Origin of the sequence: Mesorhizobium sp. M0598, from assembly GCF_040320865.1 — a bacterium.
Lineage (GTDB): Bacteria > Pseudomonadota > Alphaproteobacteria > Rhizobiales > Rhizobiaceae > Mesorhizobium.
This window is the reverse complement of the sequence record NZ_JAMYQL010000035.1, coordinates 1-12,689: the sequence shown is the minus strand read 5'-3', so window position 1 is coordinate 12,689 and position 12,689 is coordinate 1. Positions and strand designations below refer to the sequence as shown.

The 12,689-nt window shown below is 57.5% G+C and carries 13 protein-coding genes; 9 read left to right on the top strand and 4 right to left on the bottom strand.

The genetic code is table 11. The features are described 5' to 3' along the window. Nucleotides 1-400: 400 nt before the first annotated feature. Complete coding sequence (locus tag NKI59_RS28925; protein WP_352596212.1) at nt 401-1,108, top strand: helix-turn-helix transcriptional regulator; 708 nt, start codon at nt 401-403, stop codon at nt 1,106-1,108. On the opposite strand, the gene NKI59_RS28920 is transcribed toward NKI59_RS28925, so the two are convergent. The 4 genes from NKI59_RS28920 to NKI59_RS28905 form a co-directional block, all read right to left on the bottom strand. Continuing rightward, nucleotides 1,060-1,437, bottom strand: coding sequence for a LysR substrate-binding domain-containing protein (locus NKI59_RS28920; RefSeq protein ID WP_352708127.1), 378 nt, complete (start codon nt 1,435-1,437; stop codon nt 1,060-1,062). The two genes, NKI59_RS28925 and NKI59_RS28920, sit on opposite strands and share 49 nt — an antisense overlap. Before the next feature lie 300 nt (nt 1,438-1,737). Next, the gene (locus tag NKI59_RS28915) at nt 1,738-1,935 is read right to left on the bottom strand and encodes a helix-turn-helix transcriptional regulator (protein WP_352708126.1); all 198 of its coding nucleotides are present in this window, start codon (nt 1,933-1,935) and stop codon (nt 1,738-1,740) included. 774 nt (nt 1,936-2,709) lie between these two features. Continuing rightward, complete coding sequence (locus tag NKI59_RS28910) at nt 2,710-2,940, bottom strand: hypothetical protein (protein ID WP_352625102.1); 231 nt, start codon at nt 2,938-2,940, stop codon at nt 2,710-2,712. 115 nt (nt 2,941-3,055) lie between these two features. Beyond that, nucleotides 3,056-3,301: a hypothetical protein gene (locus NKI59_RS28905; RefSeq protein ID WP_352595928.1), complete on the bottom strand. Its 246-nt coding sequence runs from the start codon at nt 3,299-3,301 to the stop codon at nt 3,056-3,058. Nucleotides 3,302-3,533: 232 nt separating this feature from the next. Here NKI59_RS28905 and NKI59_RS28900 point away from each other — a divergent pair, with 232 nt between their 5' ends. From NKI59_RS28900 to NKI59_RS28865, 8 genes are all read left to right on the top strand, one after another. Continuing rightward, entirely contained in the window at nt 3,534-4,676 is a 1,143-nt protein-coding gene (locus tag NKI59_RS28900) for a helix-turn-helix domain-containing protein (RefSeq protein WP_502898123.1), read from the top strand. A gap of 271 nt (nt 4,677-4,947) precedes the next feature. Further along, nucleotides 4,948-6,729, top strand: coding sequence for a putative bifunctional diguanylate cyclase/phosphodiesterase (locus NKI59_RS28895; protein ID WP_352625106.1), 1,782 nt, complete (start codon nt 4,948-4,950; stop codon nt 6,727-6,729). Between the two features lie 172 nt (nt 6,730-6,901). Further along, nucleotides 6,902-7,420 carry a ubiquinone biosynthesis methyltransferase UbiE gene (locus NKI59_RS28890; RefSeq protein ID WP_352708125.1) on the top strand — a complete coding sequence of 173 codons (519 nt, stop codon included), beginning with the start codon at nt 6,902-6,904 and terminating at the stop codon, nt 7,418-7,420. Next, nucleotides 7,417-8,595, top strand: a complete 1,179-nt coding sequence (locus NKI59_RS28885; protein WP_352708124.1) for a methyltransferase domain-containing protein — start codon at nt 7,417-7,419, stop codon at nt 8,593-8,595. Before NKI59_RS28890 ends, NKI59_RS28885 begins: the two co-directional genes overlap by 4 nt. Then, complete coding sequence (locus NKI59_RS28880) at nt 8,592-10,958, top strand: SpoIIE family protein phosphatase (RefSeq protein WP_352708123.1); 2,367 nt, start codon at nt 8,592-8,594, stop codon at nt 10,956-10,958. The genes NKI59_RS28885 and NKI59_RS28880 overlap by 4 nt, the downstream gene beginning before the upstream one ends. A gap of 2 nt (nt 10,959-10,960) precedes the next feature. Further along, nucleotides 10,961-11,521 (top strand): slr1658 superfamily regulator, encoded by a 561-nt coding sequence (locus tag NKI59_RS28875; RefSeq protein ID WP_352708122.1) that lies wholly within the window; start codon nt 10,961-10,963, stop codon nt 11,519-11,521. Nucleotides 11,522-11,539: 18 nt separating this feature from the next. Continuing rightward, nucleotides 11,540-11,878, top strand: coding sequence for a slr1659 superfamily regulator (locus NKI59_RS28870; protein ID WP_352595916.1), 339 nt, complete (start codon nt 11,540-11,542; stop codon nt 11,876-11,878). 231 nt (nt 11,879-12,109) lie between these two features. Beyond that, complete coding sequence (locus tag NKI59_RS28865; RefSeq protein ID WP_352708121.1) at nt 12,110-12,640, top strand: ATP-dependent DNA ligase; 531 nt, start codon at nt 12,110-12,112, stop codon at nt 12,638-12,640. Nucleotides 12,641-12,689: the final 49 nt, after the last annotated feature.

The following is a 12,689-nucleotide window of genomic DNA, read 5'->3' as shown; positions in this document are numbered from 1 at the left end:
TGAAATAACCCAAAGCTCAAAAGCGCAGCCCGTCGCAAGGTAATGCTAGCTGGATACGTTAATAACGAACCGTTGAAACATTTTGCGGCCACGATCGGATGCTCACTGGCGAGTTTAACGCACCAGTAAATTCGGTTGCACTCGAACCCCGAAGGAGGCGGCCGAATTTCGGCGTGGCTTTCATATCCCGGAACATAAATGGGAAGATTGCCACCAGTTAATGATCCATAATAGTATAAATGTCGCGATTGCGTGCAAACTTTGGGGTCTTAACGGTGAAATCATCAGGTACCGAGTAACTTGTTACAACACCATCTGAAACGATATTGTCGCTTAACGACTTTCTGTAAATCCCGAATAACTTGCTTCAGGCTGGTGAAACTTTGGGTAGGGGTAGAAAATGACTCTGATCGATAGACACACTGAAGCTGCAGCGGGCAACCGATCCATTGTGATGAGGATCAAGTATGACCGCGAGGCCCATACGAAGCGGCCCTATTATGCCTATTCAGATCGTGCATCAGATCGACTGGGCGCAGGGGTCGGGGAGCCAAGAGCACGCAGTCTGGAATCCATAACCGGCATGCTTGATCGCATCGGCTGCGGCTATCTCGTGCTGAACCGCGAGAGGAAAGTGGTCGAATGGAACGCAGCCGCTCAAACCACTCTGGAGCGCCAGGGCGAAGTAGCCGATACGGCCAGCGGCCTTTCAGTGGCCTTGAGGCGGCTGATCGCGAATGTTCCGGCCCATTTCCTGCCGGGCTCACTATCATGGGTGGTGATCCGCAGCAGCGCCGACAGGCCGGTGATATTGAACGAGAACGGGTTTATCGCTCCTGACGAAACGAGCATTGTGGCGTTACTGGACCGCGAGAACAGGTCGGGGCCAAATCCTCAGACACTGCAAAAGATGTTTGGCTTGACGGGCGCGGAAACGCACCTCGCGTTGCGCTTGGCTCAGGGCGATGCGCCTTTGGAGATCGCCCGCAGTTGGCGCCTCAGCCGCACCACGATCCGCTCCCAGCTTGCCTCGCTATTCGCCAAGACCGAAACGAAACGTCAGGCGGAACTGGTGGCTCTTCTTGGGCGCATCTCAGTCTTGCCATAAGGGCCGTCGTTTGGATCCATCCCAGCAAACAGCCAATCCCGAAACGCTTTGACTTTCCGCTGGGCAATGGCGCGGGGCGGGTAGACGATGAAGTATTTTGACGAGGCCTCGAGGGCGAGTTCAAAGGGACGTACAAGTGTGCCGGCGGCAAGGTCAGCCGCGACCAGCATGGTTCGACCCAAAACGACGCCCTCACCTCGAACGGCGGCCTCGACGGCGAAGGTTGCGGAGTCGAACGTCACGCCACAACAATGCCGGCATTCGATAGCCAAGTCGCCCAAGTGATCGGGAACTCGTCGTGATGAGCGTATGGTATCTGAGATCCTCATGGGCGTTCAAGCCTCCAAGGGCTACGCCAGCGGCGCACGTGATTTCTTCTGCGAATGCTGGTGCCAAGGTCGCGACGTGCAGGCCGCCTGATTGCGGCCCGTACGTCATGCGTCGGCCGTCGGGCTTCTCAACAAGCTTCATGCCGTACAATCGGCAGGCATCGGTTAGCGAAATATCATAGCGCGCGATGACGCCCCCGGCGCCAGGCGGCTCCGGTCTAATTGACAATATGTGCAAGTTGGTGGTTCCCTTTTTGAAGTTGCCGCGGTTGGATCCGCGGTGGTTTTGAAGACAGCGGGTTAAGCCGCCCTCGCCGCGATCTTCGCTGCAATCCAGTCGGAGAGCTCTGAGTGAACAAAGGCGACGCGGCGGTCGCCGAGTGAGACTGCAACCGGAAACCGGCCTTCGGCGCGATATCTGTTGACCATCGTTCGACTCATGCTCGTCATCTTCGCGGCGTCATTCAAGGACACAAGTGTAGGCGAGTTATCGTTCATGGTTCCTCCTCGCAGCCCGACAGATTCGGACGCGGTTCAACTGCTGATTTGAAAGAGCTGGGAGGTTTCGTCATCGTCCACATGGGAGCGGCGGGATGCTGGTCTGGCCATCCTGCAGGCGACCAACGGGCCGCACGTCAGCACTAGGTTGCTGCTACGGGTGACATAAGATTCAGTGGCTAAATGAGCAGTTTGGCATGCTATAATGCGGAGCTGGCACAATATGCTGCCCAATCCGCCATCATCTTGCGCCGCTTATCCTAGGCGTCGCCTCGCCGGTAGGCGCTCGGCTGCGGTGCCAGTAGCGTGCGCAAGTTGCTGCCTCGGCAACTTCGGTCTGATAGTCCGTTTCCTCACACACCCAATCTCGCAACGCGCTGCGCATTCCATGAACTGTGAAGTCGCCGCCGCCTGCCGTTTTCAATGCTTGGCGAGAGTCATGTCGCTAAGCGGCGAGCGCGGACGCTGGCCGGAAATACAAAATCGGAAATGTGTTTGTTCTTCATGTCGCGCAGTATTTCGACGGCACGATCTGATAATGGCACGCGGTGCGCCTTACCTGACTTCCTGCGGGCCGCAGGAAGCGACCATAGCTTCCGTCCAGATCGATTTCCGACCAGACCGCCCCTCTCGCCTCTCCACTTCGCGCAGACGTAAGGATGGTGAATTCCAGCGCCCTCGCCCCGTCTCGCCTCTTCGGCAAATAATGTGATAAGACAAGCGCGTCGCGACTGAACGGATTCATGCGACGCGCGCACTTTTGGGCGACATATACTAATGTCCGGTTGCCGCAGCCTTTTGCCGACGAGACCTGACCGCCTCCAGCAGTTCGCGCTCGCTGGTGTGAGCATTTCGAAAAATGGCCACAACCATCACCGCCAAGATTTCGGTGTCCGGGTCCAAAGGGTCGAAATTCTCATCCGAGCAGACCTGATCGAACACGCGTTCGCAAATAGCCAGATCGTGAGGGCTCAGGCAGGTGGGATTGAAACGCCGACGCAGCATCTGTGCAAACCTTTCAGGCCCGCCCCCATGCTTTGCGGCGGGCTTTTTGCTGATGAACCGGAGACGCGATGGGATGCTTAAGCGATAATATCGCTCACAGTGTATTGGAATCAGTTTACCTGCTGCCTAATGCTTTCTCTGTTAATAGTTCCAAACTCAGCGCGTACTTCCGGACGTGAAGTCCGCGCCGAAATTCCGCCGCTTCTTTAGGAGTTCGTGTACATCCGAGTTTGCTGGCGGTGATTTTCAAACTCGCCAGCGAGCATCCGATCTTTACCGCAATAACTTTCAACGGCCCGTTGTCACGGTATCCATCAAGAATTATCTTGCGACGAGCTTCGCTGTTTAGCTTTGTGCTCATTTCGGTGACATCCTCAACTACTATTTCACGGTGCTAGATTCTATACGCATCAGGTTGAAGAGTGTCGTTATCTTCGCATCCAGAAACTTATCTCGGAATGCATTTCTTACTGTAATCCAGCGTGATCGCCGTTTCGGTCGACTCGAGTTCCGCCAGCCTTGCCAGATGCCTGAAATACACCACATGATTGAGAGGGGCATGGGCATACCCGATTCGGATATGGCACCACGCGATGGACACTAAGAGGCAAGACGAGGCTCCTGCGAGGCAGCCGCGGGACCGTGATCGACGTCGTTGGTCGCGCGAAGGTCAACCCCGCAATGAGGCCGCTCCATCACTCGCGCCGGCGCTCGAACCTCTGCCCTTTTCAACGCTCGAACTGGCGCCAGGGGATCAATTCGCCGCTTGGCAAGCGCAAATGGCGCCGCTTGTCGAGGTCAGGTTGCCGGATGACAAATCGCTGAACGATGGTTTTCCCGCCGACCACACAGCCTGGAATCTCGGTGGCATGCTGATTGTTCAACAGCGCGCGCCGGCACATAGCTACTTGCGTTCCGCCGCGAAGCTCCGATCCAGTTCGATCGATCACTGGTATATCGTCTTGCCACGAACTGGCCGGTCGTGGACGGAGGTCGATCGCCGCGTTGCAGAAAACCAGCCGGGCAAGTTGGAGATCAGATCGCTTGGCTACCCGTTTCGCGGGAGGGTAACGGACTCGGAAAGCCTCTTTCTCTATCTGCCGCGTGATTTGTTCTCTGATGCGGCGTCAACCCTCGACGCAAAGAACAATTCAATTATGTCCGGCAACTTTGCCAACCTCTTTGTCGACTACGTCAACAGCATCGAAGCAAGACTGCGCAGTCTCACGGCTGAAGATCTGCCCCGCATCGTACACGCAACACGCAGCATGATCATTGCCTGCCTCGCGCCTCCGGCGGAACATGCCGCGGCCGCCGAACAATTGGCGAGTGTCGCGCTGATGGAGCGAGCGCGTCGATACGTCCAAAACAATCTGGATGCGGCTCATCTGGCACCGGATTCAATGTGCCGGGCGCTCGGCGTATCGCGCTCTCGTCTCTATCAATTGTTCGAACCGAGCGGTGGTGTTCTCCATTACATACAAAGTCGCCGACTTCTGGCAGCCCATGTTGCGCTTAGCGATCCGGCGGACAGCCGGCGAATTGTCGATATTGCTGAGGCCTTCGGGTTTAGTTCAGCGGCTAATTTCAGCCGAGCATTCAGCAAGGAATTCGGTTACAGCCCCCGCGAAGGCCGCAGTACTGTGGTGTTACCGCGCCCCGCCCACTCTGTTTCGCTTGCTGAACACGAGAAGGCGTCTTCCTTTGAAGGTTGGCTCAAAGCGCTCGGAAGCTGAGTACAAGATCGGCGGTGGTTGAGATGGGGCGGGCTCAAAACAGGGGAAGACCACGCCGCCTCATGGACCAGAATATTTCGTGTCGCGTCCACCACGCCATCAATCATATAGCCAATTCGCAACAATTCCCGATTTAATAACCAACTGCGATTGTTCATCGTTGTCGCTGCCAATCACAGCGGAGCACACATTGCAACTACGCCGCATGCGGCACTTGTTAAGACTGCGCATTGAAAAATTTGCCAAGCTTGCCAGTTATGCTATTTCTGGAATGGGGGACGTGGATTCGCACCGCCTATGGAGGTGGCTCTTGCACCCAGAGGCATCAGGCGTCGGCAAGGGGAGTGAGGGGCCTTCCTCAAGCGATGTTCTACGTCCCGGCGAAGCGCTTCTCGCTGACCTTTTGGCGAACACGGCCGAACTTTTGTCGTTCTATGACCGCGACTTCTGTCTGACCCACTACGCAACCAAGCTCAAAGGCGTGTACGGAGGCGCGGTGGCGCCGGGTGCCTCCGTTTGGGAGATCTACCCGAGCTTCCTCGATGCGAGATATCGCGACGAATTTCTTCGTGTGTTCCACGGCGGCCCGCCGGCAAGCATCGATTTGCCGCGATCATCGGGCGAAGCGCCGCGCTCCGCTTTCGTTTTCTCCACTGCAAATGGTGTGGGAATCATCGAATCAAGGGAGCGCGGTGGGCGGAGCGTAGCGGAGGAGCAAGAGCATGTAATTCTGCTCCATCAGGCGACGCACGATGTGTTGACCGGACTGCAGAATCGGCGGCGATTCGGCGAGCGGCTGCAGCAAGCACTGGCGGCCCTCGGCGAACCAAAGCCGAAAGCCGCCCTGCTGCAGATCGACCTTGACGATTTCAAAGCGGTCAACGACACGCTCGGTCATGGAGCAGGCGATACGCTTCTTCAGCTCGCGGCGGGTCGTATCCGCGGCGCGCTGCAGGACGGCGAATCCGCGTACCGGTATGCCGGCGATGAGTTCGCTGTCATCCAATTGGGAAAGGAGCAGCCAGCAGAAGCTGAGCGCCTCGCCGGATCGCTGGTCGACGCGTTCAAGAACCCGTTCGTCATCAACGGCATTCCCGTCTTCGTCGGCTCGAGTATCGGAATTGCTTTCGGGCCGGAGCACGGGACCGATGGCGAACAGTTGATGAAAGCCGCTGACATTGCCCTTTACGCGGCCAAGACAGATGGACGCGGCTGCGCTCGAACATTCAACCGTTCGATGCTGCTCTTGCTTGAGCAACGCGAGAATCTGAGGCGCAGCCTTCGAACCGCGCTGGAGCGGGGCGAGCTTTATCTGGAGTATCAGCCGCTCATTCGGCCTCCCTCGTCGGTGATCGGTTTCGAAGCGCTGCTGCGGTGGCGGCACCCTGAGGTCGGAATCATTCCACCTAACGTGTTCATACCGATCGCCGAAGCCGACGGTCTGATGGACGAGATTGGACGATGGGTGCTCGAGCAAGCCTGTCGCCAGGCGTTGACGTGGCCTTCCTCGCTGACAGTCGCAGTGAACCTGTCACCAGCTCAGTTCCTTAGCGGTTCGCTGACGGACACCGTCGCCCAGATCATCGACGCAGTTGGAATCGAGGCCGACAGACTTGAACTTGAGATAACGGAGACGGTCCTACTTGAGAAGACGATCGACAATATCGATACGTTGAATACCCTGAACGTCCTGGGAATACGAATTTCGCTCGACGATTTTGGAACATACTACTCATCGTTAAGCTATCTTAAGAACTTTCCCTTCGATACTTTGAAGATCGATCAGTACTTTATTGCGGACCTGGAGACCGACCTCAAAAGCCAAACGATCGTGCGATCCATCATGAATCTGGCGCACGGCCTAGGGATAAATGTCACTGCGGAGGGAGTCGAAACATCGGCACAGGCACGGTGGCTGATCAAGGAACATTGCGATTGCCTGCAAGGTAATTACCTAGGACGGCCGCTCGGAGCCGAGGCGATCAGCGATTTCATCAAGCGGTCCCCGCCGAGGGTGGTACGAGCGATGGAGGAATCAAATCGGGCGCTCTAGCGCCTTGAACCCTTTGTTAACGATGAAGTGGAGATTTGTAGAATGATCGAGGCGGATACCGCGCAATTCTTCGAGTCAGTGCCAGACTGACTGACCACGGGCGGTGAAATTTTCGTCGCGTAGGCCATCACCCCGCGGGGGTTCAATACTGATGGAACAAGTGAGGATGCCGATGGGACCTGTTGACCTGGCTGGCGGCGGACCGACCTTTGAACCCATGATCCAGATTGACATGGAAATCAAAGCTTTTGTCTCCGCCTGGAGACACTGCGATTATGTCTCGACATACATGGCCCGGATGATCAGTCAAAACAGGTCTGACTCGGTCCGGCATTCAAATCTCTTTTCCTCCGCCTTCAACGAATTGCTGGAAGTCGCCTTTCGCACGCGCCATGCCGACGGCGAACTGGCATGCAGGGTGTCTCGCCATGGCGCGACGGATAGGATCGAGTTGACATTTCCTTGCGTGCCGGAGGAGCGCCAATTCTACGAAGAAGCCGTGTCGCAACTTGCAGGAATAGAGGCCAGAGAGCGATACCTCAATTCGGTGTCCGGGGATCTCGCGCCGAGCCGCGAGGTCATACTCCTGGAACTGGCTGTCGACTACAACGCGACACTCTGGATCGAGGAAGCCGACGGCGATGCAATCAAGCTTGTCGTGGATCTTCCGCTCGAGGGCTTGCAAAATTGAGCCCTTACGACCTTCTCCCGCGCTTTAAGGCGCAATACGACGCAAACAACCAGGAGTTCTCCATATCGGGAGTGGTCCGGCCTCAGGCAATCGATGAGCTTGGGCCTAGCATGGCATTACTTCGCGATGCGATCGGCCGTGTGCGCGGCGTTCTCTACGTCAATGTCAGGCGCCTGACGCAGATGAACAACGCTGCGTTTCACACCTTTTCGAGGATCATCATCGACGCTTGTCGCGCTCGACCCGATCTCAAATTCGTCGTCATCACGTCAAGCGTCGTCGGATGGACCTCACGAAAATTCGGTCGCCTGAGCGGAATTGAACCGAACATCACCGTCGAGGAGTATGACACCGAATTCTATCCGGGGCAGGGCTTCCTTGAGGAAGGCGGGTTCGTACCGATCCTGCGTACTCAGACAAAGATGACATGGCGCCACGAGCGCGCAATCTTGCCGCGACACGGGATGAGGCCCGGGATCGTCATGGCCGACATCTGTTGCGGGATCGGCGATTTCGCTGTGCTCGCGCAGAAGGAGTTCCAGCCATCGCGGATCGTCGCCCTCGACCACTCCAGATCAAGCCTGAACTATGCTCGACGAGTGATGCGGGAGTTCGACATCCGGGGCATCGAATATACGTATGGCGATGCGTCGGAGATGCTGCTCGACGAAGCGCAATTCGACTTAGTCACCTGCCGACATTCCCTGCAAATCTTCAATCGACCTGAACTCATCCTCAAGGAGCTCTACCGCATATGCAAGCCAGGCGGTCGGGTCTATATCACCAACGAAAAGAATTCGCATTGCCTCGGCGAGCCGCGCGCCGAAAGCATTCGCTGGACCTACGACGAGGTGGCGAAGCTGTTCGGGCATTTCGAGATGGACGTCGAGCTTGGGCCCAAGAGTCGGCGATACCTGGTGGAAGCCGGATTCGAAGACATCCTTGTGGAGACCTTCATGGTCACTAACCTGGACGGCGATCCGCAGGACTTCGCCGACGTCATTGCAGCCTGGGCGGATGTCTATGCCGGGGAGATGGCGACCAGACGCGGTGACGGACCGGAGTTCGTCGCACGGTTCCGGCAGGGCTTCCAGGATCACATTTTCGCTGCACTACACCCCAAGGGTTATGCGGGTTGGCCGATCTGGGTCGCATCGGGGCGACGGCCACAATGAAAGCCGATAACGAGCCTACACCGCGCTTCGGCCTGCGCTCCTTTCGAGCGAAATTCGTATTGGTCGTTGGCGGCGCCGTACTGTTCGACCTCCTGCTGAGCGGTGGTCTGGCGCTTTGGAACGTTCAAAAGCTGTCGCGCGACGCCACATCGGAAGTCGGTGAGGGCCTGACGAACGCAAACCAGGAATACATTCGTTCCTATGCCGAGTCGACGGCGTTGAGCGTTGACCTGCTGCTCGATCGGGTTCACGGGGACGTCAAGGCGCTAGCTGGCGTGCTGCAGGCCCAGATCGACGATCCGAGGAGGCAGCAACAGGTCGGAGCCACGCTTTCGCATGAGGCGCCCGGCTCCGTGAAGGTTGTCTACAACGCGCAGGGCGATTGGGCGCAGAATCTGCCGGGCGCGCCTTCCGTGGTAAGCGTCTGGGGCTACCTGCTGGGCGCCGACCACAGTCCGCTGCCGAGCGTTCAGCAGGAAATAGAAGACAGTACCGTGATCGATCTCGTCGCGCCGGCTCTCATGGCAAGCGGGTCGTCCAAACTGCAGATGTACTATATTGGTCCAAAAGAGCGGCCGATCTTCCGGACGGTACCGTATACGGATCAGGCACAGACCTTCGACCGACTCTATCCAGGCCACAACAAGGCGGAATTCTGGGAGTTCTTCTTTCCGGGAATCTATGGTTCATGGCAGCAATGGGCCAGGGATTCAGCCTCACGTCCGGTCCCTGACGATATTACCCAGACAGCGCCTTACACCGATGCAATCACGGGAAAGCTGATCGTCAGCTTTTTCCACCCGCTATGGACGCGCGATCGCACCGGTATCGCCGGTACGGCGGGAGCAGACATCACTCTCGATCAGCTCGCGAAAGTCGTCGAAAGGGTGCAGATCGCTGAAACCGGGTTCGGCTTCCTCACGATGTCGACTGGCAACGTGGTGGCGATCAATCCGTCGGGCCAGGCGATCATCGGCCTGACTTCATCGAGCGATGCGGGCACGCAGGGCGTCACCGGCTTGGAAAGGTCTCTGCGGGGAAGTACGCAGCCGGCTATCGCGTCACTACCTCTGGACCATAACAATGACGGTGTCATTCAGCATATCATGCTCGACAACAAGGGCGAACACGTTCCCTATATTGTTGTCCTCAAGAGATTGAAGCCGACCAATCTGTGGAGTTCGGGACCAATCAAGTCCGAAACGATGTCGGTCGGGATCGTCGTTCCCGAACGGGAGATCTATGCATCCCTGTTCGCCGCGCAGGAGAGTATTTCTCGCGCAACCAATCGTATCCTGCTGTTTCAGATCGCGGCGATCGCCGTTTCGCTTCTGATTGTTTTTGCGGCCGTGCTCGGAATTTCGAAGCGGATCACCGCGGGCCTCAGGGCGCTTGCCAGCGCCGCCCAGCGGCTCCAGTCCAAAGATTATTCAGTCCGCGTGAACATCCCGACGCGCGACGAGGTTGGAGCGGCAGGAATCGCTTTCAACCGGATGGCCGAGCAGATCAGCTTTCACACTGAAAACCTCGAGCAACTCGTCGACGAACGAACCAGGGAACTCGGGGACGCCAATCAGGAGATTTCCGCGCTCAACGAAAAGCTGCAGGACGAGAACGTCCGCCTTGGCGCCGAACTCGCGGTCGCCAGGCAGATACAGATGATGGTCCTGCCGAAACAATTCGAACTCGAAGCGATTCCGGGGCTGGAGATCGCGGCCTACATGCGGCCGGCCGACGAGGTCGGCGGTGACTATTATGACGTCCTGCAGAACGGGTCACGGGTCAAGATCGGCATCGGCGACGTGACCGGTCATGGTCTCGAGAGCGGCGTGCTGATGCTGATGGTGCAATCCGTTGCACGCGCGCTGCAGGAGACCAACGAGGGGGATCCGCACCAGTTTCTGGATCGGCTGAACAGAGCGATCTACAAGAACATCGAGCGGACGAACACCGGCAAGCATCTCTCGCTGGCCTTCCTTGACTTCGAGGATGAGCGGGTAACGCTATCCGGCCAGCATGAGGACGTTCTCGTCGTGCGTGCGGACGGGGACGTCGAACGTATCGACACGATGGATCTGGGTCTGCCGGTTGGCCTGGAGAATGACATCTCGAAGTTCATTGCCACGCGCGACATCCTGTTCGGCAGTGGCGACGTGATCGTGCTGCACACCGACGGTGTGACCGAGGCGGAAGACCAAGACAGAAGGCTGTTCGGGTTCGAGCGCCTCTGCCAGAGCGCGCGAAAACGTCAAGGCGGGAGCGCCGAGGAAATCAAAACCGGGATCATCGAGGATCTGATGGCCCATATCGGGATCCAGAAGATCCACGACGACATCACCCTCGTGATCATAAGGCACACATAGCCATGACAACGCTGTTCGGGACCCCTGACGTTGCAATCGGGATGAAGGAGAGCGTCAGTCGCGTGCGGCTGTTCGACGGACCTCTCGACTTGAGTTGGCGTCATTGTGCCACGACCTCGGACTTCATCGCCGATCTGTTCGCATTGCGCTTCCGGTCGTCCCGCAATGACTACATGGAAGTGCGGCACAGCATTGGATATCTGGTCAACGAACTCATCGAAAATGCCGTCAAGTTTCGCGCACCGGGTGAGATCTTGATCGAGGCGTCGATGGATTCGGAATGCTTCAAGCTCAAGGTGTCGAATGACGTCGATGGTGAAGATGCGTCCGAGTTCCAAAGCCTCCTGGAGGACATCACGGTTGGCGACCCCATGGACCTGCTGATACAGCGAATTGAAGCCAATGCCGCGAACCCCGACGTAGGAGGCTCCGGACTTGGATTGCTGACGTTGATGAGCGACTACGGCGCGCGCCTGGCTTGGATATTCAGCGCCGCCGACGAAAGCGATCGGATTTGCGTGGAGACATATGCCTCCATTCCGATCTCTCAAATTCACAATTAGAGGAAACGAAGCCAGGCTATGGAAATCAGGACAGACGACTACCGCGTGTGGATTGAAGGAAGCGAAATTTTCTTCGACGGTGCAATGCGGCTTGCCAGTTCCGACGCCGGTGCGCCTATCACGGCGTTGGCGACCAGTGTGCTTGCCTCGAATCCCGCTTCCATTACGCTCAATCTGAAGGACCTTCACTTTCTCAACTCTTCCGGCATCAACCTGCTGGCGAAATTTACCATTGAGGTGCGCAAGCATCCCGATGTTCGACTCGTCGTGCGTGGAGCGCCCGACATACCCTGGCAATCGAAATCATTGCCGAATCTGAAGAAGCTGCATCCCGCTCTGGTGCTTTTGATGGACTAACCAGGTCGCTCGAAATTAACCAAAGACTGCGTGGTGCAAGACCGCCGCAACGAGCGAGATATGTACGCCAGGACAAGTATGTGGATGCGAAGCTAACGACAATCCGGCCTGGTGCGCAGATGCTCGCAATGGCTCGGCGGGGGCTCGGCACAGGCGGCAGGCGTCCAGGTTGGGGGGATGTCGGGCTCCCTGTGCCGATCAGCCGCCGCTGCGCGATCAAAGGTGGCGTCATTGAGTAAGCGTGCCAAGGTGAACGGCGGCCGGCTGGAGTTCATTCCGCCGCAGATCCCGACTCGGGTCAAGGAGCCGCCCGAAGATGAGGGATGGCTTCACGAGGTCAATCTTGACGGCTACCGAACGCAGATCATCATCGATAAAGGCGGCGTGCGTCTTTATAGCAAGAACGGCCGTGACTGGACCACGAAATACTGGCCTATCGCGCTGGCTACCGAGCTGCCATGCCGGGCTGCCATTATCGACGGCGAGGTCATTGTTCCAGGCGAGCAGGGCGCTCCCCATTGCCCTGCGCTGGAAGCCGCGATCTGGCACGAACCGAGCCGGCTGGTGTTCGTCGCGTTCGATATCCTCCATCTCGACGGTCGCAATCTAGCCTCCTTGCCCCTGCTGCAGCGCAAGCAGGCGCTGTGGCAATTGGTTGAGCACGGCCTCGGCAAGATCCAGTACAGCGAGCATTTCGAGAGCAGTGCGCTAGACGTCATGTTCCGAGGCGGAGAACGGTGGCCCGCCCTTTCGTGCGATTAAAAGACGAGGGTTGCTCGGATGGGCCGAGCCGATCCTCACGCACGGAGAG